The organism is Bradyrhizobium symbiodeficiens, assembly GCF_002266465.3.
GTDB classification, from domain to species: Bacteria; Pseudomonadota; Alphaproteobacteria; order Rhizobiales; family Xanthobacteraceae; genus Bradyrhizobium; species Bradyrhizobium symbiodeficiens.
Genome location: NZ_CP029427.2, coordinates 4101570 through 4124126, shown reverse-complemented (window position 1 = coordinate 4124126; position 22557 = coordinate 4101570). Strand labels below are relative to the sequence as shown.

At 64.2% G+C, this 22557-nt stretch carries 22 protein-coding genes; 16 read left to right on the top strand and 6 right to left on the bottom strand.

The window, feature by feature from the left end; all coding sequences use genetic code 11:
- Window positions 1-3 precede the first annotated feature (3 nt).
- Genes mce through mtnK form a run of 4 tightly spaced genes read left to right on the top strand, consistent with a single transcriptional unit; the run spans window position 4 to window position 2389 of the window.
- On the top strand, window positions 4-408 hold the full coding sequence (mce, locus tag CIT39_RS19130; RefSeq protein ID WP_094977677.1) for a methylmalonyl-CoA epimerase: 405 nt from the start codon (window positions 4-6) through the stop codon (window positions 406-408).
- Window positions 409-416: 8 nt separating this feature from the next.
- Entirely contained in the window at window positions 417-692 is a 276-nt protein-coding gene (locus CIT39_RS19125; protein ID WP_094977678.1) for a DUF1467 family protein, read from the top strand.
- 30 nt (window positions 693-722) lie between these two features.
- The gene (locus CIT39_RS19120; protein ID WP_094977679.1) at window positions 723-1070 is read left to right on the top strand and encodes a hypothetical protein; all 348 of its coding nucleotides are present in this window, start codon (window positions 723-725) and stop codon (window positions 1068-1070) included.
- A 32-nt stretch (window positions 1071-1102) separates the two neighbouring features.
- Window positions 1103-2389, top strand: a complete 1287-nt coding sequence (mtnK, locus tag CIT39_RS19115) for an S-methyl-5-thioribose kinase (protein ID WP_094977680.1) — start codon at window positions 1103-1105, stop codon at window positions 2387-2389.
- 112 nt (window positions 2390-2501) lie between these two features.
- Here the strand turns inward: mtnK and CIT39_RS19110 are convergent, their stop codons facing one another.
- The 4 genes from CIT39_RS19110 to CIT39_RS19095 all read right to left on the bottom strand — a co-directional run bounded on the left by CIT39_RS19110 (window position 2502) and on the right by CIT39_RS19095 (window position 6631).
- Entirely contained in the window at window positions 2502-3527 is a 1026-nt protein-coding gene (locus tag CIT39_RS19110; RefSeq protein ID WP_094977868.1) for an ABC transporter permease, read from the bottom strand.
- Between the two features lie 11 nt (window positions 3528-3538).
- The gene (locus CIT39_RS19105; RefSeq protein WP_094977681.1) at window positions 3539-5041 is read right to left on the bottom strand and encodes a sugar ABC transporter ATP-binding protein; all 1503 of its coding nucleotides are present in this window, start codon (window positions 5039-5041) and stop codon (window positions 3539-3541) included.
- A gap of 21 nt (window positions 5042-5062) precedes the next feature.
- Window positions 5063-6085, bottom strand: coding sequence for a sugar ABC transporter substrate-binding protein (locus CIT39_RS19100; RefSeq protein WP_094977682.1), 1023 nt, complete (start codon window positions 6083-6085; stop codon window positions 5063-5065).
- Between the two features lie 141 nt (window positions 6086-6226).
- Window positions 6227-6631, bottom strand: a complete 405-nt coding sequence (locus CIT39_RS19095) for a globin (protein WP_162308581.1) — start codon at window positions 6629-6631, stop codon at window positions 6227-6229.
- A gap of 466 nt (window positions 6632-7097) precedes the next feature.
- Here CIT39_RS19095 and CIT39_RS19090 point away from each other — a divergent pair, with 466 nt between their 5' ends.
- The 10 genes from CIT39_RS19090 (at window position 7098) to CIT39_RS19045 (ending at window position 17909) form a co-directional block, all read left to right on the top strand.
- Entirely contained in the window at window positions 7098-7484 is a 387-nt protein-coding gene (locus tag CIT39_RS19090; protein WP_094977684.1) for a DUF2946 family protein, read from the top strand.
- Between the two features lie 344 nt (window positions 7485-7828).
- Window positions 7829-9967, top strand: coding sequence for a TonB-dependent receptor family protein (locus CIT39_RS19085; RefSeq protein ID WP_094977869.1), 2139 nt, complete (start codon window positions 7829-7831; stop codon window positions 9965-9967).
- 26 nt (window positions 9968-9993) lie between these two features.
- The gene (locus CIT39_RS19080) at window positions 9994-11205 is read left to right on the top strand and encodes a sialidase family protein (protein WP_094977685.1); all 1212 of its coding nucleotides are present in this window, start codon (window positions 9994-9996) and stop codon (window positions 11203-11205) included.
- Window positions 11202-11699: a TlpA family protein disulfide reductase gene (locus tag CIT39_RS19075; RefSeq protein ID WP_094977686.1), complete on the top strand. Its 498-nt coding sequence runs from the start codon at window positions 11202-11204 to the stop codon at window positions 11697-11699. Before CIT39_RS19080 ends, CIT39_RS19075 begins: the two co-directional genes overlap by 4 nt.
- Window positions 11700-11727: 28 nt before the next feature.
- Window positions 11728-12258 (top strand): copper chaperone PCu(A)C, encoded by a 531-nt coding sequence (locus tag CIT39_RS19070; protein WP_094977687.1) that lies wholly within the window; start codon window positions 11728-11730, stop codon window positions 12256-12258.
- A 29-nt stretch (window positions 12259-12287) separates the two neighbouring features.
- A complete protein-coding gene (locus tag CIT39_RS19065) occupies window positions 12288-12818 on the top strand; it encodes a YcnI family copper-binding membrane protein (RefSeq protein ID WP_148667328.1) in 531 nt (176 codons plus the stop codon).
- Entirely contained in the window at window positions 12818-14380 is a 1563-nt protein-coding gene (locus CIT39_RS19060) for a copper resistance CopC/CopD family protein (protein ID WP_162308580.1), read from the top strand. The genes CIT39_RS19065 and CIT39_RS19060 overlap by 1 nt, the downstream gene beginning before the upstream one ends.
- A 144-nt stretch (window positions 14381-14524) precedes the next feature.
- A complete protein-coding gene (gene proS / locus CIT39_RS19055; protein WP_094977689.1) occupies window positions 14525-15844 on the top strand; it encodes a proline--tRNA ligase in 1320 nt (439 codons plus the stop codon).
- A gap of 72 nt (window positions 15845-15916) precedes the next feature.
- A complete protein-coding gene (locus CIT39_RS19050) occupies window positions 15917-17197 on the top strand; it encodes a lipoprotein-releasing ABC transporter permease subunit (RefSeq protein ID WP_094977690.1) in 1281 nt (426 codons plus the stop codon).
- 7 nt (window positions 17198-17204) lie between these two features.
- A complete protein-coding gene (locus CIT39_RS19045) occupies window positions 17205-17909 on the top strand; it encodes an ABC transporter ATP-binding protein (protein WP_094977691.1) in 705 nt (234 codons plus the stop codon).
- Between the two features lie 97 nt (window positions 17910-18006).
- On the opposite strand, the gene CIT39_RS19040 is transcribed toward CIT39_RS19045, so the two are convergent.
- Window positions 18007-19086, bottom strand: a complete 1080-nt coding sequence (locus tag CIT39_RS19040) for an alcohol dehydrogenase catalytic domain-containing protein (protein ID WP_162308579.1) — start codon at window positions 19084-19086, stop codon at window positions 18007-18009.
- A 106-nt stretch (window positions 19087-19192) separates the two neighbouring features.
- On the opposite strand from CIT39_RS19040, the gene CIT39_RS19035 reads away from it, so the two are divergent.
- Together CIT39_RS19035 and map are read left to right on the top strand one after the other, a co-directional pair.
- Entirely contained in the window at window positions 19193-19966 is a 774-nt protein-coding gene (locus CIT39_RS19035; protein WP_094977870.1) for a helix-turn-helix transcriptional regulator, read from the top strand.
- A 318-nt stretch (window positions 19967-20284) separates the two neighbouring features.
- A complete protein-coding gene (gene map / locus CIT39_RS19030) occupies window positions 20285-21034 on the top strand; it encodes a type I methionyl aminopeptidase (protein WP_094977694.1) in 750 nt (249 codons plus the stop codon).
- A 22-nt stretch (window positions 21035-21056) separates the two neighbouring features.
- Here the strand turns inward: map and pdxR are convergent, their stop codons facing one another.
- Window positions 21057-22466 carry a MocR-like pyridoxine biosynthesis transcription factor PdxR gene (gene pdxR / locus CIT39_RS19025; protein ID WP_094977695.1) on the bottom strand — a complete coding sequence of 470 codons (1410 nt, stop codon included), beginning with the start codon at window positions 22464-22466 and terminating at the stop codon, window positions 21057-21059.
- Window positions 22467-22557: the final 91 nt, after the last annotated feature.

The window sequence follows — 22557 nt, the reverse complement described above, 5'->3', positions numbered from 1 at the left end:
ACCATGCTGGGCCGGCTCAACCATGTCGCGATCGCGACCAAGGATGCCGTCAAGTCTGCGAAGATCTACGGCACGGCGTTCGGCGCCCAGATCTCGGAAGCCGTGCCGTTGCCAGAGCACGGCGTCATCACCGTGTTCGCGACGCTGCCCAACACCAAGATCGAGTTCATCGAGCCGCTTGGCGAGACCTCACCGATCGCAAAATTCGTCGAGCGCAACCCCGACGGCGGCATCCACCACGTCTGTTACGAAGTCGTCGACATCATCGCCTCGCGCGACACGCTGGTGAAGGAGGGCGCGCGGGTGCTCGGCGACGGCGTGCCGAAGATCGGTGCCCACGGCAAGCCGGTGCTGTTCCTGCATCCGAAGGATTTTTCCGGCGCGCTGGTCGAAATCGAGCAGGCATAGGCCGCGCCATGGCCATCCAGATATCGACCGCGATCGCAATCTACTTCGTCATCTGGTGGGTCGCACTGTTCCTGACGCTGCCGTTCGGCGTGCGCAGCCAGCACGAGGATAACGTCGGCGCGCCCGGCACCGACCCCGGCGCGCCGATCCTGACCCGGATGAGGAGCAAGCTGATCTGGACCACCATCATCTCGGCAATCATCTACGGGATCGCGATGGTCGCCTATCACGCCGGCTATCTCTCGATCGAGCGCCTGTCGAAATTGATGGGCATGCCGTTCTAGATTTTTTCGATATTGCTTTGGGGGGACCGAATGACTTTTCAGAGGATCGTCATCGCGCTTCTGGTGCTGATCGTCGCCGGCCTCGGTGCCGTCGGCTATGTCGAATGGAAGATGGCCGCGCAGGTGCGCACCCTGAAGGCGTTCGTCGAGGGCTACGTCTTCAACGAAGCCGTGATGGCCTGCGAGCAGGCCAAGAGCTCGACGCCGTTCAAATGGAACGGGGGTAAGAGCACCTCGGTGATCGGGCTGAACTCCGTCAAGCTGGACAAATACAACGTCAGCGCCAGCTACACGCTGGTGGCGGATCTCGTTTATTGCGATTACGATCCGATCAAAAGAAAGGCCGAGATCGGCTCGAGCTTCCTGGAGCGGGAGTAACGATCCGGCCCAGCAGATGGGACGGGATCGTCATGGCGCAGGAGCAGGCCGGGGATTATCGTATTCTGCATGAGGCGGCCTTGCGGGATTATCTCGCAGGCCTGCCGGACCTGAAAGCGCTCCTCGGCGATTCCGCCGGCTGGGAGATCACCGAGGTCGGCGACGGCAATCTCAACCTCGTCTTCATCGTCAAGGGCGCGAGTGGCGGCGTCGCCGTGAAGCAGGCGCTGCCTTACGTGCGCCTCGTCGGCGAGAGCTGGCCGTTGCCGCTGTCGCGGGCGCATTACGAATATCTCGCTCTGTCCCGGGAGGCCCAGCTCGCGCCCGGCCTCGTGCCGGCCTTGCTGCATCACAACGACAATCTGGCGCTGACGGTGATGGAGCTGCTCGAACCCCACATCATCATGCGCAAGGGGTTGGTTGCGGGAACGCAATATCCCGGATTCGTGGACGACATCACCACGTTCATGGCGCGAACGCTGTTCTTCACCTCCGACCTCGCGCTGTCTGCGGCCGAGAAGAAGGAGGGCATCGCCGCGTTCGCCGGCAATCATGCGCTCTGCAAGATCACCGAGGATTTGATCTTCACCGATCCCTATCGCATCGCCGAACAAAATCGCTGGACCGCGCCATATCTCGATGCGCTCGCCGCCAGCCTGCGCGACGACATGGAGCTACACGTTGCCGTCTCCCGGCTCAAGCTGAAGTTCATGGCAAGCCCCGAGGCGCTGCTGCATGGCGATCTCCACACCGGATCGATCATGGTCACCGACAGCCAGACGCGGGTGATCGATCCCGAATTCGCGTTCTATGGCCCGATGGGGTTCGACGTTGGCGCCGTGATCGCCAACCTCCTGATGGCCTATTTTGCCTCGACCGGTCATGAGCGCGCGCCGGGCGAGCGGGCCGCATTCGAGTCCTGGGTGCTGGCGACGGTCGAGAACGTCTGGAACGAGTTTTCGCGCAAGTTCCTCGACCTCTGGCGCGCAGGCGCCGCGGGCGATGCCTATCCTGCCTCGCTCTTCGCCGGCGAGCGGGGCGCCGCGCGGCTGGAAGCCGAGCGCCAAGCCTACATGCAGCGGCTGTTCACTGATACTGTCGGTTTCGCCGCGGCGAAAACCATCCGCCGCATCTTCGGTCTCGCCCATAACATCGACTTCGAGCTGATCGAGGATCCGAGCAAGCGGGCCGTCAGCGAGGCGCGCGCCGTCCGGCTCGCACGGGCGATGATGGTGGAGGCGGCGGCATTTCGGACGATCGCCGAGGTCGCCGGCGCCGCGCGAAAGCTGCGGGATTGGCAGCCGGAATTGTCGGGCTGAAGACGTTGCGAAAGGCGGCGGTCACGCAATTGCGGCTTCGATAAGCGGCTAAGATCCCACACAGTTTCTACTGTGCATGGGGTTGTTTTCGCGATTTTTACTTTGAGGCGGTCTACTCCACCGCCCTTTCCCTCAGCCGCTGCGCATAGACATTGATCACCAGCGCCGCCAGCAGGATCAGGCCGCGGATCAGGATCTTCAGGAAGCTGTCGATGTTGACGTGGTCGAGGCCGTTATTGAGAACGCCGAGCACGAATAGCCCGACGATGGTGTTGCCGATGCCGCCGCGGCCGCCGAAAAGGCTGGTGCCGCCGACCACGACGGCGGCGATGGAGTCGAGCAAGTAGGTGTCGAACTCGTTCTGCTGCGCGCTGCCGAAATGAGCGACGCCGAGCATGCCGCCGATGCCCGAGCACACCGCCGAGATCACCATGACGGCACCCAGGATGAGCTTGACGTTGAGGCCGGAATATTCGGCCGCCTCGCGATTGCCCCCGACCATGTAGACGTAGCGGCCGAAGCGGGTGTAGGTCAGAACCAGATGGCCGCCGAGCAGCATGATGGCTGCAACGATGACGAGCCAGGGGATGCCGCCGATCGAGCCCGAGCCGAGCGTGGTGATCAGGCTCGGCACCTTGTAGGCGATCTGGCCGCGCACCAGCAGCGCGGAGATGCCGGCGGCGATCTGCATCATCGCCAGCGTCATGATGAAGGAGGGGATGCCGATCACGGTCAGCCCCAGCGCGTTGACGAGACCGAGCAGGGCGCAGAGCAGGATCGACAGCAGGATCGCGACCGCACCGGGCAGGGGGATGTTGGCGATGTTGACGTAGGATTCCTGCAGCGTGAAATAGGCGACCGCGATGCCGGTGACGTTGGCGATGCTGGCGATCGAGAGATCGATCTCCGCGCAGAGGATCACGAAGGTGAGGCCGACGGCGATGATGCCGGTGACCGATACTTGCGTCAGGATGTTGCCGAGATTGTCGAGCGTCGCGAAGGAGGGGCTGGCAAGGGCGAAGAAGCCGGACAGGAAAATCAGGGTGAGGAACGGGGCGATGTTGCGCATCTGCGAGCGCAGGAAGGGCGCAAGCCCGCGCGCCCGTTGCCCCGCCGCCAAAGCCGTCTCACTGCTCATGTGCTTCTCCGTCACGCCGCCTCCAGCAGGCGGTCCTTGCTGACCGGCTCGTTCTTGAATTCCCGCACCAATACGCCGCGCTTGAGCACGAGGATGCGGTCGGCCAGCGACAGCACCGTTTCCGGCTCGGTCGACAGCACGATGATGGCGAGCCCCTTGGCGCGGAGGTCGCGGACGATGTTGATGACGTCGTTCTTGGCGCCGACATCCATGCCGCGGGTCGGCTCGCACAGCACCAGGAGCTTGGGCGGATAGGTCAGCCATTTTGCCAGCGCCACCTTCTGCTGGTTGCCGCCGGAGAGCATGCCGAGGTCGAGGCCGACCACCGGCGGCCGGATCTGCAATTGCTCGACCTGACGCTTCGCGATATCGCGCTCCTGCGCCGGCTTGAGCAGCAGGGACGAGATGCGGTCCAAAATGCTGATCGAGATGTTCTTGTAGACCGGCTCCTGGTGGAACAGCATGTCGCGCCGGCTCTCGGGCACCAGCGCCACTCCGGCGCGCCGCGCCGCCGCCGTGCTGGCAAAGGTTTTCGGCGTACCCTCGACGGCAAGCGTGCCGGCGTCCGGCTTCAGCTTGCCGAACAGGATGCGCGACAATTCCTGCTGGCCACAGCCCATGAAGCCGTAGATGCCGAGCACCTCGCCGGCGCGGGCCTCGAAGGAAATGTCCTTCAGGCTGCGCGCCAGCGACAGCTGGTCGACTTTGAGCACCACCGGGCTGTCGCTCGGCGTTGGCAGCATCAGATCGTCGCTGTAGCTGTGCTCGAGCGCTTCGCCGCCGCGACCGATCATGGCCTCGATCAGCGCGCCCTTGCTGGTGGCGGCGCTCGCGGTCTCCGCGACCTTCCGCCCGTTGCGGAACACGGTCACCGTGTCCGACACGCGCAGGATGTCCTCGATGAAATGCGAGATGAAGACGATTGCAGTACCCTCTTCGCGCAGCCGCCGCAGCGTCGCGAACAGACGCTCGACCTCGGGCGGGGAGAGGGCGGAGGTCGGCTCGTCCAGGATGACGATGCGGGCGCCGGAGAACAGCACGCGCGCGATCTCGATCAGCTGCTGCAGGCCGATCGAGAGGTCGCCGAGCCGGCTCATCGGATCGACGTCGAGACCCAGTCGTGCCAGCTGCTCACCGGCCTCGCGCGCCATGCGCCGCCATTGTACGAGGCCGAGGGCGTTGGTCGGCTGGTTGCCGAGGAAGACATTCTCCGCGACGGTGAGGTCGGGTGCGACGGAGAGTTCCTGATGCACCATGGCGATGCCGGCCGCGTGCGCATCGCGCGCCGAGCGGAAATGCGTCGCCTGGCCGTCGATCAGGAAGCGGCCGGAGAATTCGGTGTGCACGCCGGCGATGATCTTCATCAGCGTGCTTTTTCCCGCGCCGTTCTCGCCGACGAGACCGTGGATCTCACTTGCGTGGAGCGCGAAGTCGACACCACGAAGCGCTTCGACGCCGCCGAAGCTCTTCGTGATGCCCTGCAGTTCAAGGATGGGCGAACGATCCTCTCGCATGAAAGCTCAGATATTGGAGGCTCAGATCAGGAAGTGATCCTGCATCCACTGCATCCCGGCGGCGTTGGCCTTGGTTACGACCGGGCCGTCGGTGACGACGTTCTTGGGAATGCCCTTTCCGCTCTTTTCGCCGCCGACAACGGCCGAGACGCCAGCGATGATGGCGCCGCCATGGATACGGCAGGACGGATTGCGCACGGTCGCGAACATACGGCCTTCGCTTACCGCCTGGATCGCCGGCGGCATGGCATCGACGCCGCCGATCAGGATGTTGGTGCGGCCCCGCGCCTTCATGATGTTGGCGGCGGCAAGCGCCATGTCGTCATTGTGGAAGAACGCCGCGTCGATCTGCGGGTACTTGGTCAGATAGGTTTCCCAGAGCCGCGCCGTCTTGGAGACGTCCCAGTCGGCCGGCTGGGTGTCGAGCACCTCGATGCCGGGGAATTGCTTCACCGTGTTGGTGAAGCCTTTTGCCCGCCCTTGCGCGCCGGTATGCCCGAGCGCGCCCTGCGTCATGATGATCTTGCCCTTGCCGCCCATCGCATTGCACAGCGCCTGCGTCACAGAGGCGCCCATGAACTCGTTGTCAGGGGCGAGGAAGGAGTGGACGTTGATCTGGTCGAGCGGTGCGATCAGCGTGTCCATATCGATCACGGGCGTGCCGGCGTCGATCATCTTCTGCACGGGCTGGGTGAGGGTGCCGATGCCGAAGGCCTGGATCGCGGCGAAGTCCCATTTCTGCGAGGCCATGTTGTCGATCGCCGCGCGCTGCTTCACCGCGTCGAGCTGGCCGTCGAACCAGGTGACCTCGACATTGAACAGCTTGCCCCAGAATTCGGCGGCTTGCTTGCCTTGCGCGCACCAGGTGGCCTGAAGGCCCGCATTGGAGAACGCCGCCTTCAGCGGCTTCTCGCTTCGCCCGACCTCGGCGGCCAATGCAGGGTTTATGCCCATGCTGCCGAGCAGGGCAGCTCCGGCGCCGGCGGTCGCAGCCGCCTGAAGAAGATCGCGCCTCGTCGTCGAGAAATCTTTCGTCCCGGACATCGCTCGCTCCCATAAATTTTATCGTCGGCGCGTCATTGATTGCGCAACCGATGTCCGAAAGTGTCTCACAAGAGTTGACGCCACTCAATCTGCAATCACTCGCTGCGCTCGCAGCAAGCCGCGTTGGTGCAGCGCAAAGCGTCAGGCTGTCGTGCCGGTGAGTGCGTCGATGTCGGTGAGCAATGTGTCCCAGGCCTGCGCGATCTCGATGGACCATTCATCGCCGAGCAGATCGCGCAGCGTGTCCCTGATGACCGCGAAGAAGGCGATGAACAGCTGGCGCGACGTGCCATAGGCGTCGTGCGAGGCAAGCTCGCAGGCAATCAGCCGGAATTGCCCGCGACGCTCAGCGGCCAGATCGAGAATCGCCCCGATCGTCAGCGCGAGCATCGATCCCTTCACGAGGTCGCCGCCCTGCGAGCGGAACATCGCCTGCGTTTCGGGACGTTCGTCGAACAGGCGTTGATAGACCAGCGGCGTGAGATCGGTGCAGCGCAAGGGCACGAGCTCAAAGCTGAGTTCGACCGGATTGGGGGACTTATTCATCGGCAGAAGTGCCATGCGGACAAAAAAAGAGCGGGGCCCTAGCCCCGCTCGAAAATTGTGTCGACCCTATTATCCCCGATTCTAAGATTTGCTCTTGATTGACGGGGCGACGCTGCGTTTTGCGCGCCAGGGGCTCCTCCCGAGACTTGGACCACCAGACTTCGACCTCGCGGCCAGCCTGAGCAAGGGGATGCTAGATCAACTTTTCTCACTTGTCATCATTTTCAGCAACGAATGTTCAAAATTCGAGCAATAGACGAAATGATCGGGCTTTTGGTCCCGCAAGTGTATGACAAATATAAGAAATTTGTGGATGCCCGACCCCTTGATTTGCCTCAAATACCGGACGCTTGGCGATAATGGAGTCGTCGGACCTCGATTTTCGACAAATTTGCGCTGGGCCAAGAAGGCGGCGGAACTGATCTCGACTTGAGCCCGGCGCGGTGTTTAGTTAGCCGGCGAACGAATGGTTCGGCGGATGCACGCGCGGCTACAGAAATTCCTCCCCCTGGTCCTGCTCGCCCTGGTGATGCAGGTGCTGGCGCCGATTGCCGCGTGCTGGGCGACCGGCCGGGCCGTTGCCGATCCGCTGTCTGCCGCCGTCATCTGCCACAGTGCGAACGAACAGGGCGGCCTCGACGATCGGACCGGCACCCCGACCGCGCGTGCGGGCGCGTGCGCCCTGTGTTGCCTGGCTCAGGCGGGCGCCTCGCTCGATTCGCCGACCCACGCGGGACTCTCGATTCCGTTCCGCCATGCCGAGCGCGTGGTGTGGCAGCCGGCGGATGCGTCGGCCATCGCCGCTCCCAAGGGTCCGAGCGCCCAGGCGCGCGCCCCACCTCAATTTTCCTGACGTAGCGACAAATCGAACCGTTGGTGCGCGCAATTGTCGTGCCGACGGCGTGCTTAATGGACCGGCCGCAATGCCGGATGTCAGGAATTCAAGAGATGTTACGCATTCGTGCGATGGGGCGCGCCGGCTTGCCCCTGTTTTTCGGGCTGGTGTCCCCGATCGGTTCAGACGCGCTCGCCCAGGCTGCCTCGGAAGCGATTCCCGCAGTGACGGTCGAGGCGCCCAAAACGTCCCGTGCCAAACCAATCACCCGGCCAACGCGGCAACGCTCCGCTTCGGCGTCGCGGGCAGCGAGGCCGGTCGCGCCGACCGCGACCGATGGCGCCCAGGGGCAAAACAACATCATGTCCACCGGCGCAGCGCGGGCCGGTCTCAACCAAGCGCCGGCCGGCCAGACCGCGACGACCATCGATCGCAGCCAGTTCGACAACCGCCCGTCGTTTTCGGTCGGCGACGTCTTGCGGGACAGCCCGGGTATTTCGATCAAGCAGGGTAATGGCCCGCGCGACTTCGGCATCTCGATTCGCGGATCCAACGCCCGGAACGGTTTCGCGATCCGCAATCTCGTGATCTTCGACGACGGCTTCCCGGTGACGCAGCCGGACGGCCTGTCGCGCAGCGACTTGATCGATCCGCACGCCTACAGTGCGATCGACGTGATCCGTGGCCCCTCGTCGGCGCTCTACGGCAATTATGCGACCGGCGGCGCGCTCAATTTTCGCACACGGCCGGGTGGCACGATCGACGGTGTCGAATACGGCGTCGATGGCGGCAGCTACGGTTACCTCAACAACTACCTGGCGGCCGGCAAGAAGGTCGGGAACTTCGAGGGCTCCCTGTTCGCGAGCGACACACGGGGCGACGGCTATATCGGCAACAGCTGGTTCAATACGCAGACCGTCAACTTCCTCGGCACGCTCAAGGCAACGCCGGACGACCGCTTCACGGTCAAGATCATCAACAACGATCTCAGCGCGCGGCTGCCGCTTCGGCAGTCGCTGAACCAGTTCTACACCAATCCCTTCCAGCAGGGTTGCACGACCGGCACGGGGACGGCCGGATGTCCCACCGTGTCTCTTTTCAACAACGGCTTCAACGGCGGCAAGGACACCGAGACCGCCACGCAGGCCGGGCTCGGGCGAAACGATCGCCGAACCATCGTCGGCGGCCGTTGGGAGCACGACTTCGACAATACGACGACGTGGCGTAACCAGTTCGTGTTTGACGACCGGAACATCAGTCAGCCCACCGGCTCGACCAGTGCGATCGGCGATTTTCCGTCGTATAATTACATGAGCGATCTCACCAAGCGCGGAGAGATATTAGGCTTGGAGTCCACTGCGTTCTTTGGCGCCTTCTACAATACTCTGACGGCATCGAGCGACACGCGAAACGTGATGCCCGGAGGCAACGCGACGCTCGGCAGGCTGTCGAGCAACCTCCACAGTGAAACGACAAATTTTGGCGTACGTGTCAGGGAAGAGCTCAAGCTCACATCTGCGTTGACGGCGGTTGCCGGTATCGGCTGGGAGACGACCCTGCTGAAAGGCGTCAATACGGCGTATGCTTATGCCGGCCCCAGCGGCATCACCACCACGACGCTGACGACGGCAGACCGGCAGTTTCAAAATGCAGCGCCAGAACTGGCGCTGCTCTACAATCTCAACAACGAATGGCTCTTCCGCGGACGGGTCGCCACTGGATATGGCACTCCGCAGGTTTCGAATCTCTTTGTCCTTCCGACTGGCTTGTCGGGCAACAATACCCAGCTCCAGGTCCAGAAAAATTTGGGCTACGATCTCGGTTTCGACTGGACTCCCAACAACACGCTCAAGCTCAGCGCGACCGGCTTTTACGAATTCTTCCGCAACGAGATCGTCAGTCAGGCGACCCCGATTGCCGGTGTTTCCTATACGTTCAACGCGCCGCGCTCGGAACATCGCGGCATCGAGCTTGCCGCCGACTGGAAGTTCTATCCGGGCTGGCGGTTCATGGCGGCGTACACCTATCTCGACGAGGTCTATACCGAATATGTCGAGAACATCACCAACGGCGCGGTGTTCAGCTTCAACCGGGCCGGCAACAAGATCCCCGGAATATCGCCCAACGAGCTGACGGCTCGAATTGGCTACGACGAATTCGCCGGCCCCCTGACCGGTCTCGGTGGCTTCGTCGAGATCCAGTGGAAGGATTCCTTCTACATGGACAATGCAAATCTGTTGAAGGCGCCGGGCTATGAGCTCGTCAATGCGAACGTCCACTACAAGACGGATCTGCTGTCCGACACGTTCAGATCCCTGAACCTGTTTCTCGAAGTCAGGAACGTGTTCGACCGTACTTACGTCGCCTCGGCCAACAACATCGCCAATACGGTGACGGGAGGTCTTCCGAGTTCTGCGAGCGCGCTTGCGAACACGGCTGGGTCGATCTATGCGGGCTCGCCGCGCACATTCGTTGCGGGTATGAAGGTGGCATTCAAATGATCCGGGCTTCTCGAAGGGAGTGGGGCATGACCCGAACCGGCCTGCTCGGGATCGTCGCCTGCATGTTCCTGCAAAGTGCGGCGCTTGCACAGATGCGCGCCCCGCATGTGTCCGAAGCTGCGTGCGAGGAACCGACTCTGCGGTGTGCCACCAAGGTGACGCCTGCCTTCAGTCCGGACGGCAAGTTGTGGCTGGTCTGGATGGCGGGAGGGCAGGTCTCGGTCGCTAGTTCGCAGGATGCGGGCCGCAGCTTTTCACCGCCCACCCAGGTCACGTCGAAACGGCTCAACCTCGATTGGGGACCGGACGCGCGGCCGAAGATCGTGGTCGACCGCAAGGGCGGCATTGCGCTCGCGTTCTCGACCTTCAGGGACGAGGCCTTCAACGGTCAGGTGCTTTACACGCGCTCGGCCGATGGCGGGAAGAGCTTTGCCGAACTGAAGCCCATCAGCGCAAATAATGAGAGCCAGCGGTTCGAGGCGCTGGCGCTCGATCAGGATGGAACGGTCTTCGCGGCCTGGCTGGACAAGCGCAATCGCACTCTTGCGAAGGAGGCGGGACAGAAATACGAGGGAGCCGGGCTGTTCTTCACCTCGTCCAGCGACGGCGGTACCACCTACGCGGAAGCAAAGCTGGCGCGTGAGGGCACCTGCGAGTGCTGCCGGTTGGGGCTGGCATTCGCCGCGCCCGGACGGCCTGTCGTGATCTTCAGGAACATTTTCGAGGGTGGCGTGCGCGACCACGCGGTCATGACCTTCCCGGACGTTGCGACACCAGGTGAAGTCCGCAGGGTCAGCGTTGACGACTGGCAGATCAATGCCTGTCCACATCACGGGCCGAGCCTCACCGTTGCGCCGAACGGGACCTATCACGTCGCCTGGTACACCAACGGCAAGGCGCGCAAGGGATTGTTCTACGCGCACTCCCGCGATGAAGGCCGCACCTTCTCCGCGCCCATGGCGCTGGGCCAGCCGGGCCGCAATCCGACGCGGCCGTTCGTGCTCGCAGGTCCTGCTGGGACCGTGATGGTCTGGAAGGAGTTCGACGGCGAGAAGACGTCGGTCCAGCTGACGGTCTCCCACGACGATGGCGAGACCTGGTCGCCGCCGAGGACGATAGCGACCACGGGCGACACGTCCGATCACCCCTTGCTCGTCTCCAACGGCAAGCAGACCTATTTGTCATGGATGACGAAGGCGGATGGTTATCGCCTCACAGCCATCGAGGACCAGCCATGAGATTTCGATTTGCCGGCATTGTGAGTCTCGGCGTCCTGATCGCATCTGCGGCTGCGTTCGGCACATCTCCCGCCTTGAAGCCGTTCGAACGCGGCAGCTGGCAAGGCGTCCTCAGGGGGCACGCCGGCCGGCCCGTGCTCGTGCATTTCTGGGGCGTGACCTGCGGCCCCTGCAAGGTCGAACTGCCGCTGCTCGGGCAGTTTGCAAAAGAACATCCGGAGATCGACGTTGTCACTGTGAGCGCCGATCTCGTGCCGAACCTGCCGGCGGCGACGCAATCGATGCTCGACAAGGCGGGTCTGTCGTCCACCGAAAATTTCATCTTCAACGACGGCTTCGTCGAGCGCTTGCGGTTCGAGATCGATCCGGCCTGGCAGGGCGACATCCCCCGCACCATGCTCATCTCGCGGGAAGGGACCATCACGACGATCGAAGGCTCTGCCGAAATCGCTGACCTTGAAAAATGGTCGGCGCAACAACTCTCCAAACACTGAAATCCAGTTCTGCAAAGGAAATACGGAAATGAAAACGATCTCGAAAAACGTGCTGCTCGCTGCATTCGCACTCGCGATCTCCGCAGCACCCGCTCTGGCCGATGACGTCAAGGCCGGCGATCTCGTCATCTCGCAGCCGTGGAGCCGTGCGACACCGGGCGGCGCAAAGGTCGCCGGCGGCTATCTCGTCATCGAGAACAAGGGAACGGCGCCGGACCGGTTGATCGGCGGTTCCGCCGACATTGCCGGCAAGTTCGAGATCCACGAGATGGCCGTCGAGAATGGCGTGATGAAGATGCGCGCGCTCGACAAAGGGCTCACCATCGAGCCCGGCAAGACGGTCAAGTTCGCACCTGGCGGCTATCATTTGATGCTCCAGGAGCTCAAGGGCCCGTTCAAGCAGGGCGACAAGGTGCCGGTGACACTGCAATTCGAGAAGGCCGGCAAAGTCGCCGTCTCCCTCGACGTCCAGGGCGTCGGCGCGCAGGTCCCCGGCGACGCCGGGCATTCCGGTCACATGGATATGAAGCCGGATCATTCGGGAATGAAAATGAAATGAGACGGGCCTGGACTCTCGGGAGACCTGATATGTCGAAGCGATCCTGTCTGTTCCTGATTGCCGCGCTCGTCGCCTCGCCGGCGGCGGCGCACGTCTCGCTCGAGACCAAGCAAGCAAGGATCGGTGCATCCTACAAGGCCGTCTTCACCGTGCCGCATGGCTGCGCGGGCTCGCCGACCGTGAAGATCCGGGTGCAGATTCCGGAAGGGGTGATCGCGGTGAAGCCGATGCCGAAGGCGGGCTGGAATGTCGATGTCGTCGAGGGCAAATATGCCGGAGAATACGACTATCACGGCAACAAGCTCTCCTCCGGCGTCAAGGAGGTGGCATGGTCCGGCGGCAAGCTGCCGGACAAGAACTATGACGAGTTCGTCCTCAGCACATTCCTCACCGACGGCCTCAAGCCGAACACGATTCTGTACTTTCCCGTCGTCCAGGAATGCGAGACCGGCGTCAGCCGCTGGATCGAGATCCCAGCCGAGGGGGCAGGGCATTCACACGAGGGCAAATCCGAGGGCAAGTCGCCGGCGCCTGGCGTGAAGCTGTTGCCAAAACCCTGATGCGCCTGCTCGCCGCGCTCGCGACGCTGCTCCTCGTTGCCGGCTTTGCAAGCGGTGCGTCGGCGCACGCGGCACTGGTCGCGGTCGAGCCGGCGAACGGCAGCATGCTCGCGACCGCGCCCAAGGCGGTGGAACTGCGCTTCAACGAACCGGTGACACCGGGCGCGATCCGGCTGATCGATGGGAAGGGCCGGGCGAGGGACGATGCGCGCGTCAGCGCATCGGGCGAGACGATTTCGGTCGCGATGCCAGCGGATCTGCCTGAGGGCACCGCGGTCGTCAGCTATCGCGTGATCTCGCAGGACGGCCATCCCGTCACGGGATCGGTGATCTTCTCGGTCGGCATGCCGACGGCGACGAAGCCGCCCGCCGCCGCGGACGCCGGGTTGAACGCGCTGATCTGGCTGACGCGGGTCGGTCTCTATATCGGGTTGTTCGTCGGCGTCGGCGGCGTGTTCTTCGCGCGCTGGGTGGCGTGGTCGACGACCGGCATGGCAGTCCCGCGCATGGCGCTCGCCGTCGGCCTTGCGAGCGCGGTGGCATCCGTCGGCGCGTTGGGGCTCGATCTTCTCGGGCAGCCACTATCTGCTCTCGCGACCGCTGGTCCCTGGAAGGTCGCTTTTGCGACCAGCGCCGGTCCTGCCCTGCTGGTCGCCTTCGCAGCGATGCTGCTTGCGTATTTGGCGCTGTGCAGCGCGTGGTTTGCGCGCGCTCTTGCGATGATCGCGTTCATCGGTGTCGGTCTGTCGCTCGCGATGACCGGACACGCCGCAACGGCGCCGCCCGAGGCGTTGACGCGGCCGGCGATCTTTCTCCATGGCCTCGGCGTTGCCTTCTGGGTCGGCGCGCTGGCCCCGCTCGGAGTGCTGGTGTCGAAGCCGACGATGGCGACGCTCCCGATTGTGAACCGCTTTTCCCGCATTGCTGCGCTCGCGGTGGGCGTGCTGGCCTTGACCGGCCTCGCGCTCGCGATCGTTCAGCTCGAAAGGCCGGAAGCGCTGGTCGGCACTCGCTACGGGCTGATCCTTTCGACCAAGCTCGTCCTGGTCACTGGATTGCTCGCGCTGGCCGCGCTCAATCGGTTCCGGTTGACACCGGCTCTGGCCCGAAACGAGACAGGGACGCCCGCGCTCAGGCGCTCGATCCTGCTGGAAGGTGCGATTGCTCTCGCCATCCTGGCCGTGGTCGCCGGCTGGCGCTTCACGCCGCCGCCGCGAACCATCGTTCCGGAGACGCCGTTGGCGATCCACATCCATAGCGACAAGGCGATGTTCCAGGTGCTGGTCTCGCCCGGCAAGGCGGGGGCTAACGATGTGGTGCTCCAACTGATGACCGGCGAGGCGACGCCGCTGGCGGCCAAGGAGGCGACGTTGACGCTAAGCCTGCCCGAGCGTGGCATCGAACCGATGGAGCGGAAGGCCTCGCTGGGGCCCGACGGCTACTGGCACGTGCGCAAGGTGGAGCTTCCGTTCGCCGGCCGCTGGCATATGCGGATCGACGCGCTGGTGACCGACTTCGAGCAGATCACGCTCGAAGATGAACTCGATGTCACGGAGCGGTGAGGCACAGCTCAGGGCGAACCTGAAGTCCGACGGAAAAATGACAGGAATCCCGTTGCGTTAGCGGCTTTTCCTCATTCCCGGTCTTGTGTTTTTGCTCTCAATCCGGTTTCACTGCAACCCACCACTGATTCCCAGAGTATTACCATGCGGTTGTCGCGGTTCTTTCTGCCCATCCTGAAGGAAAATCCGAAAGAGGCGGAGATCGTCTCGCATCGGCTGATGCTGCGCGCCGGCATGATCCGGCAGGAGGCGGCTGGTATCTACGCCTGGCTGCCGCTTGGCTTCCGCGTGCTGAAGAAGATCGAGCAGATCGTGCGCGAGGAGCAGGATCGCGCCGGTGCGCTGGAGCTGCTGATGCCGACGCTGCAACTCGCCGACCTCTGGCGCGAGAGCGGCCGCTACGACGCCTATGGCCCGGAGATGCTGCGCATCGCCGACCGCCACAAGCGCGAGCTCCTGTACGGGCCGACCAACGAGGAAATGATCACCGAGATCTTCCGCGCCTATGTGAAGTCCTACAAGAACCTGCCGCTGAATCTCTATCATATCCAATGGAAATTCCGCGACGAGCAGCGTCCGCGTTTCGGCGTGATGCGTGGCCGCGAGTTTCTGATGAAGGACGCCTATTCCTTCGACCTCAACGAGGCCGCGGCGCGCGTTGCCTATAACAAGATGTTCGTGGCGTATTTGCGCACCTTCGCGCGGATGGGGCTGAAGGCGATCCCGATGCGCGCCGAGACCGGCCCGATCGGCGGCGATCTCAGCCACGAGTTCATCGTGCTGGCCGAGACCGGCGAATCCGGCGTGTTCATCAATCGCGACGTGCTGGACCTGCCGGTGCCGGGCGCGGATGTCGACTACGAGGGCGACCTGACGCCGATCATCAAGCAGTGGACCTCGGTCTACGCGGCGACGGAGGACGTTCACGACGCGGCGCGGTTCGAGCAGGAAGTGCCCGCGGACAAGCGGGTGAACACCCGCGGCATCGAGGTCGGGCAGATCTTCTATTTCGGCACCAAATATTCCGACGCGATGAAAGCCCTGGTGGCGGGCCCCGACGGCGTCGATGTGCCGATTCACGGCGGCTCCTACGGCGTCGGCGTCTCGCGGCTGTTGGGTGCCATCATCGAGGCCTGCCATGACGATGCCGGCATCAAATGGCCGGAGGCGGTGGCGCCGTTCCGCGTGTCGATCCTCAACCTCAAGCAGGGCGATGCGGCCGTCGATGCGGCCTGCGAGAAGCTTTACGCCGAGCTCACGGCCAAGGGCGTCGACGTGCTTTATGACGACACTGACCAGCGCGCCGGCGCAAAGTTTGCCGCCGCCGACCTGATCGGCATCCCCTGGCAGATCATGATCGGGCCGAAGGGCCTCGCCGACGGCAAGGTCGAGATCAAGCGGCGCAGTGACGGCTTCCGCGAGACGATGTCGCCTGCGGACGCGGTTGCCCGCCTCGTCGGCTGAATAGTGTTCATCGCGCGATGATGGGCCGGCAATCCGGCCACAATTGACCCCGAATCATGGGATTATCAAGCGATGGATGAAACCATGACCGAGACCAAGCCAACCGCGCCTTTCGCGCCCTTCGAGTGGATGCTGTCGGCGCGCTATCTGCGCGCGCGCCGCAAGGAGGGATTCATCTCGGTCATTGCCGGGTTCTCCTTCCTCGGCATCATGCTGGGCGTGGCGACGCTGATCATCGTCATGGCGGTGATGAACGGCTTCCGCAAAGAGCTGCTCGACAAGATCCTGGGGCTGAACGGCCACATCCTGGTCCAGCCGCTGGAATCGCCGCTGACGGACTGGAAGGACGTCGCCGACCGCCTCAGCCAGGTCAAAGGCATCCGGCTCGCCGCGCCCGTCGTGGACGGCCAGGCGCTGGCGTCCTCGCCGTGGAACGCCTCGGGCGTGCTGGTGCGCGGCATCCGCTCCGACGACCTCAACAACCTCACCTCGATCGCCAAGAACATCAAGCAGGGCTCGCTCGAGGGCTTCGACGAGGGGCAGGGCGTCGCGATCGGCCGGCGCCTCGCCGACCAGCTGTCGCTGCATGCCGGCGACAGCATCACGCTGGTGGCACCGAAAGGCGCGGTCACGCCCATGGGCACGACGCCGCGCATAAAACCGTACAAGATCGTCGCCGTGTTCGAGATCGGCATGTCCGAATACGACCTCGGCTTCGTGTTCATGCCGCTCGCGGAAGCGCAGGCCTATTTCAACCGCAGCAACGACGTCACCTCGATCGAGGTGTTCACCACCAATCCCGATCAGATCGTCGCCTTCCGTCAGGCCGTGACGGAGGCGGCCGGGCGGCCGGTGTTCCTGGTCGATTGGCGGCAGCGCAATTCGACCTTCTTCAACGCGCTCCAGGTCGAGCGCAACGTGATGTTCCTGATCCTGACCATGATCGTGCTGGTCGCGGCGCTGAACATCGTCTCCGGCTTGATCATGCTGGTGAAGGACAAGGGCAGCGACATCGCGATCCTGCGCACGATGGGCGCCTCGCAGGGCTCGATCATGCGGATATTCCTGATCACGGGCGCCTCGATCGGCGTGGTCGGCACGCTGGTCGGCTTCATCGTCGGCCTCGTGATCTGTCTCAACATCGAATCCATCCGGCAATTCCTGTCCTGGCTGACTTCGACCGAGCTGTTCTCGCCGGAGCTCTATTTCCTGTCGAAACTGCCCGCCGATATCGACGTCGGCGAGACCACGGCCGTCGTCATCATGGCGCTGACGCTGTCGTTCCTGGCGACGCTGTATCCGTCGTGGCGCGCCGCGCGCCTCGATCCCGTCGAAGCGCTGCGGTACGAGTGAGGGGTTGATGGAGCAGCAGCAGGGGGCGGAAGACGTACCGGTCATTTATCTCCACGAGATAAAGCGGCAGTACTTGCAGGGCGAGGTGCCGCTGACGATCCTGGACGGCGCCAATCTCGCGCTGTGGGCCGGGCAGTCGGTCGCGCTGGTGGCGCCGTCGGGCTCGGGCAAGTCGACGCTGCTGCACATCGCGGGACTATTGGAAGCGCCCGATTCCGGCGAGGTCTATGTCTCGGGCGCGCCGACCTCGCAGCTGCCCGACATCGAGCGCACCCAGCTCCGCCGCACCGATATCGGCTTCGTCTACCAGTCGCACCGGCTGTTGCCGGAGTTCTCGGCGCTGGAGAACGTCATGATGCCGCAGATGATCCGCGGCCTGAAGAAGTCGGAGAGCGTCAAGCGCGCCAAGGAGATCCTGGGCTATCTCGGCCTCGGCGATCGCATCACCCATCGCCCGGCCGAACTGTCCGGCGGCGAGCAGCAGCGCGTCGCGATCGCGCGCGCGGTTGCCAACGCGCCGCGGGTGCTGTTTGCGGACGAGCCGACCGGAAACCTCGATCCGCACACGGCGGATCACGTGTTCCAGGCGCTGATGCAGCTGGTCAAGGCGACCTCGGTCTCGATGCTGATCGCGACCCACAACATGGAGCTGGCCGGCCGCATGGACCGGCGGGTCTCGCTCTCGAACGGCCAGGTGGTCGAGCTCGAGTAGTCAATTTTGCGAAAACAACCCCATGCACAGTAGCCAAGTGCTTGGGCCGGACTGACGAAAAAAATCGGCGACGGCGCTTCGCCGCCGCCTCAGGGCCTCAAGGCCTGATCACCGTCATCTTGAACGGGCCGGCATTGGCCGCGGCGTGCGCCACGGCGTCGTTGGCATGGTCGAGGTCGAACGCCGTGGCCTGATAATGATCGAGCCGCAACAGGCCCGACCGTACCATCGCGATCAGCCGCGTCGCCGCGTCCGGCGGATACATCCAGACGCCGTGGATGGTGATGCAATCGCGCATGATCCAGTTGTACGGCAGCTCCAGGCCCGGGCCGCCCTGCATGTTGACGCCGCCCATCAGCACGACGCGCCCGTAGGGCCGCACCGCCATGATCGCAGCGCGCACCACATTCGTGCTCACCGAGGGCGGCATGATGTCGAACACGCAGTCGATCGGGCCGGGAGACGCGCGCTTCATCAACTCGCGGTCGTCGTCCTCAACGCCGGTGAGCTTGACCGGCCTGACGCGATCGCCGAAGCGGCGGACGAGGTCAGCCAGGATCGCCTCGTTACGCCCCGGCGCTACCACGCAGGCCGCGCCCATCGCGAGTGCAACGGCGACGGCCGCGCTGCCAAAATTTCCGGTGGCGCCGCTCACCAGCACCGTCTCGCCGGGCTGGAGCTTCGCAGCGAGGAAGCCGCCATAGGGCACGAGCATTGTGCCGAGGACGCACCACTGCGCAGATTCGGCGTCGGTGATCCGGCCAAGCCACTTCGCATTCTCCGTCGGCACCCTGATCTGCTCGGCGAACGAGCCGTGGTGGAAGTATTTTTGCAAATGCATGCCGCCTTCACCGCGTGCGCTCACGCCCTGCAGATGAATGTCGGGCGCGATCGCATCGTCGCGCGAACGCACCGTCGGATCGCAGATCACCCAGTCGCCGACGGCAAGCTTGGTCGCATCCGGTCCGATCGCGCGCACCCGTCCGACGCCGCCGGCGCCGGGGACGACCGGAAGGTCGAGCGCGTAGTTGCGCGCGCCGCTGAGTACCTCGCTGGTATAGGACAGCACGCGCGTTGCGACGACGTCGACGACGACCTCGCCGGTGCCGATGACGGGGTCGCGGACCTCCTCGATGACGAGGGGGGTGCCGAAGGATTTGAGTACGGCAGCTTTCATGATGTTCACCTCAAAGTGGGTGAAGGGGTATGCGCCGACTTGGACAGGGCAAGAAGGCCTGGTATTATCCTAGTATTGCAGGGGCCCTCCATCCGTGAGCGACATCATGGCCGATCCGCGCCGCGTCGAATTCGGCGACTTCCTGAGGTCCCGCCGCGAAAAGTTGTCGCCGAAGGCCGTCGGCCTTCCGATCGGCGGGCGCCGGCGCACCGTGGGGCTGCGCCGCGAGGAGGTCGCGCAACTCGCCGGCATCGGCGTCGACTGGTACATCCGCCTCGAGCAGGGCCGCACGGTGAGCCCCTCGGTAACCACCGTCGATGCGCTGGCCCGCGCGCTGCGCCTCAGCAAGACCGAGCACGCGCACCTGAAGGCGCTGGCGCGCGACGGTGACAGGCGCGTCTTCACCCGCGAGACCGTGCCGCCGCCGATCCAGCGGCTGGTCGAGAGCTTGCCGCATCCGGCCTATGTCACCGGGCGGCGCTGGGACGTGCTGGCCTGGAACGCGGCCGCCGAGCAGGTCTTCGCGTTCGGGCGCCTGCCGGAGGCGGATCGCAACACGATGCTGCTGATGATGACCAACAAGCAGACGCGCAAGGCTTACGGAGCGGGCTGGGCGGAAGTAGCCAAGCGCATGGTCGCGATGTTTCGCGCCACGCACGACGTCTGGGCCGGCGATCCCGCCTTTGCGGAATTGCTGACGCGGCTGCGGCAGGGCAGCCCGGAATTCGTCAAATGGTGGGAAGCCCACGAGGTCCGCGGCACGTCTTCGGGCCTCAAGACGATGTCGCATCCAACCCTCGGCGTGCTGCATTTCGAGCACACCAGCTTCCAGGCCAACGACGATCCCGCGCTGAAGCTGGTGGTTTACACGCCGGTGTAGGGCGGAGGCTGACGCACCGGGCAGGCTTCAGCTTCCGAGCGATGATTGGCAAACCTGCCCATCGACCGTCCTGCGCTTACTGCACGGGCTTGGTCAAAGGCGTCGCGCCAACGTTCGGCGAGAAGCCTGCTGTCCAGGGACTGTCCGTCCAGGGCGTCGGTTGCGGTGGCGTGACGGTTCACGTTTATTTCGCCGCCGTCCGGGCCGCGAGCCTGCGCCAATCGCCGGCGCCGCTGCGGCAGGATTCTCCGGGGCTGGCCGGTTTGCAAGCCGACCTCGCAGGCGCTATGTCCGGGCCTCCCGCACAAGAGCCCTGACATGACAATCTCCGATGACAACGACTTGACGCGCCTGAAGGAGATCGGGCGCATCGTCGCCGCCACGCTGGAGGCAATGGGGAAAGCGCTCGAGCCGGGCATGACCACCTCCGAACTCGACCGGATCGGACGACAGCTGCTGGAGGCCGCCGGCGCGCGTTCGGCGCCGGAGCTGGCCTATGATTTTCCGGGGGCAACCTGCATCAGCGTGAACGAGGAGATCGCTCACGGCATCCCGGGCGAGCGGCGGATCGAGCGCGGCGATCTCGTGAACATCGACGTGTCAGCCGAGAAGAACGGCTTCTTTGCCGATACCGGAGCCTCGTTCGCCGTTCCGCCCGTAAGCCGCGGGATCGAACGACTTTGCCGGGACGGCCGGCGGGCGATGTGGACCGGCCTGCAGCAGGTCGGTGCCGGCAAACCGATCGCGGGGATCGGTCAGGCGATCGGGACCTTTGCGCGAAAGAAGGGCTACAGCCTGGTCAGGAATCTCGCCAGTCACGGCGTCGGCCTGTCGCTCCATGAGGAGCCGACGGAGATCGCAACCTGGCCCGATCGCTCCGAACGCCGCATCATGAACGATGGCCTGGTGTTCACCGTCGAGCCGTTCCTCTCCATGGGCGCCGAATGGGCGGAGAATGGCGACGACCCGTGGACGCTCTACAGCAATCCCGAGGCGCCGACCGTGCAGTACGAGCACACCGTGATCGCCACCCGCAACGGGCCTTTGATCGTGACGTTGGCCGGTTGAGGCGGCCGAGGCCGGGTACGGATCACGTTAAACGGTCGATGATCCGAAGGAGCCGGTCGCAGGACGCCTCGATCTTCTTGAGCGGAGACGTCGCGATGCCCAGCAACAGTCCGGGGCACGCCGAAGCGGTTTGAGCGTACCAAAGCGATAGCGGCGTCGGTGCCAGTCCAAACGACGCTGCGTCCCGGGCGATAGCGAGATCGGGTGCTCCGTCTGGCAATCGCAGCACCGCGGCCAGACCGGCAATCGCAACCGTCGCAGAGCGCGTGCGGAGCTGTTTCAGCAATGCATCGCCCTGCGCGGTGTAGGCGCGTTTCGTGCGCCGCAGATGCCGCAGATAGTGGCCGTCGCGCATGAAGTCGGCCGTAGCTAGCTGCACCGCGGGTCCCGGTGCCGGCGCGAGGCAAGCCGCAGTCTCTGCAAATCGCGATGCGAGAGCAGCCGGTGCAACTACAAAGCCGAGCCGCAAGGCCGGGCTTATGGTCTTGCTGAAGGAGCCGATGTGGATGACGCGGCCGGCGCGGTCGAGCGAGGCGAGCGCTGGCGTGGCGCGGCCCTTGAGCTGGAGTTCGCTGAGATAGTCATCCTCGATCACCCATGCCTTGTTTTGGGTCGCCCATTCCAGCAGTCGTGAGCGGCGTGCCAGGGACAGCGTGGATCCGAGCGGCGCCTGTTGCCCCGGTGTCACGACAACCAGCGCGGCGTCGGGTGCATGTTTCACGCCGAAATCGACGTCGATGCCGTTGGCATCGACCGCGATAGGTACGATGGATAATCCCGCGAGTTCGAGACCGTGCCGGGTGAAAGGAAAGCCGGGGTCCTCCATCCAGACTTTCTTCTTCGGCCCGAGGCGGAGGACACGGAGCGCGAGACCGAGGCCGCCGGTGAAACCGCTGGTGACGATGATTTGGGACGGCGCGCATTCTATTCCTCGGGCCAGCGCAAGGTAGGCCGCGATCTCACGTCGCAAGTCCAACTCGCCGCGCGGATCCGGGTAGATCGCGGGTGCGCTCGTTTCGGCGCGAACCGCTCGTACCCGCATTCGCGCCAGCAACTTCGCAGGAAACGTTTCCTGCGACGGCACGCCCATCTGGAAGATCGCCGGTCCAGCCGTGAGTTCCTGGTACATCTCCATGAACGAGCCGGGGTCGGGGGCCTTGTCAGGCCGCACTGGGAAGGACTGCCGGTCGGCGACATGCGTGCCGGTCGCGCGGGCCGCGACGATCATTTGGTCGGATGAGAGCTTCTCATAGGCTGAGCGCACGGTGCCGCGCGCGACGCCGAGTTGAGCCGCCAGATCCTGCCATGAGGGCAGGCGTGCGCCGGGGGCGAGCACGCCGCTCTCGATGGCGGCCCTGATCCCTCTATGGATCTGCTCCGCAAGTGGGGTCTTCGCGGACCGATCGAGCTCCAGGCGCAGCGGCCTCGTCATTCCCCATGGTACACAATTTTTGTGCGTTCTTGGTGCTTTTTTATGAACCAGGCGAGGAGCATCTGAGGGAATGAGGAGGGAGCTTTGATCT

Excerpts from the sequence above, each read along its gene's own strand:
- CIT39_RS19095 (WP_162308581.1), bottom strand. The coding sequence starts at position 6,631 with ATGAATAAGTCCCCCAATCCGGTCGAACTCAGCTTTGAGCTCGTGCCC.
- CIT39_RS19035 (WP_094977870.1), top strand. The coding sequence starts at position 19,193 with ATGGCCGATCCGCGCCGCGTCGAATTCGGCGACTTCCTGAGGTCCCGC.
- CIT39_RS19060 (WP_162308580.1), top strand. The coding sequence starts at position 12,818 with ATGCGCCTGCTCGCCGCGCTCGCGACGCTGCTCCTCGTTGCCGGCTTT.
- CIT39_RS19100 (WP_094977682.1), bottom strand. The coding sequence starts at position 6,085 with ATGTCCGGGACGAAAGATTTCTCGACGACGAGGCGCGATCTTCTTCAG.
- mtnK (WP_094977680.1), top strand. The coding sequence starts at position 1,103 with ATGGCGCAGGAGCAGGCCGGGGATTATCGTATTCTGCATGAGGCGGCC.
- CIT39_RS19105 (WP_094977681.1), bottom strand. The coding sequence starts at position 5,041 with ATGCGAGAGGATCGTTCGCCCATCCTTGAACTGCAGGGCATCACGAAG.
- CIT39_RS19085 (WP_094977869.1), top strand. The coding sequence starts at position 7,829 with ATGTCCACCGGCGCAGCGCGGGCCGGTCTCAACCAAGCGCCGGCCGGC.
- CIT39_RS19040 (WP_162308579.1), bottom strand. The coding sequence starts at position 19,086 with ATGAAAGCTGCCGTACTCAAATCCTTCGGCACCCCCCTCGTCATCGAG.
- mce (WP_094977677.1), top strand. The coding sequence starts at position 4 with ATGCTGGGCCGGCTCAACCATGTCGCGATCGCGACCAAGGATGCCGTC.
- CIT39_RS19120 (WP_094977679.1), top strand. The coding sequence starts at position 723 with ATGACTTTTCAGAGGATCGTCATCGCGCTTCTGGTGCTGATCGTCGCC.
- CIT39_RS19125 (WP_094977678.1), top strand. The coding sequence starts at position 417 with ATGGCCATCCAGATATCGACCGCGATCGCAATCTACTTCGTCATCTGG.
- CIT39_RS19045 (WP_094977691.1), top strand. The coding sequence starts at position 17,205 with ATGGAGCAGCAGCAGGGGGCGGAAGACGTACCGGTCATTTATCTCCAC.
- proS (WP_094977689.1), top strand. The coding sequence starts at position 14,525 with ATGCGGTTGTCGCGGTTCTTTCTGCCCATCCTGAAGGAAAATCCGAAA.
- CIT39_RS19090 (WP_094977684.1), top strand. The coding sequence starts at position 7,098 with ATGGTTCGGCGGATGCACGCGCGGCTACAGAAATTCCTCCCCCTGGTC.
- pdxR (WP_094977695.1), bottom strand. The coding sequence starts at position 22,466 with ATGACGAGGCCGCTGCGCCTGGAGCTCGATCGGTCCGCGAAGACCCCA.
- map (WP_094977694.1), top strand. The coding sequence starts at position 20,285 with ATGACAATCTCCGATGACAACGACTTGACGCGCCTGAAGGAGATCGGG.
- CIT39_RS19065 (WP_148667328.1), top strand. The coding sequence starts at position 12,288 with ATGTCGAAGCGATCCTGTCTGTTCCTGATTGCCGCGCTCGTCGCCTCG.
- CIT39_RS19050 (WP_094977690.1), top strand. The coding sequence starts at position 15,917 with ATGGATGAAACCATGACCGAGACCAAGCCAACCGCGCCTTTCGCGCCC.
- CIT39_RS19075 (WP_094977686.1), top strand. The coding sequence starts at position 11,202 with ATGAGATTTCGATTTGCCGGCATTGTGAGTCTCGGCGTCCTGATCGCA.
- CIT39_RS19110 (WP_094977868.1), bottom strand. The coding sequence starts at position 3,527 with ATGAGCAGTGAGACGGCTTTGGCGGCGGGGCAACGGGCGCGCGGGCTT.
- CIT39_RS19080 (WP_094977685.1), top strand. The coding sequence starts at position 9,994 with ATGACCCGAACCGGCCTGCTCGGGATCGTCGCCTGCATGTTCCTGCAA.
- CIT39_RS19070 (WP_094977687.1), top strand. The coding sequence starts at position 11,728 with ATGAAAACGATCTCGAAAAACGTGCTGCTCGCTGCATTCGCACTCGCG.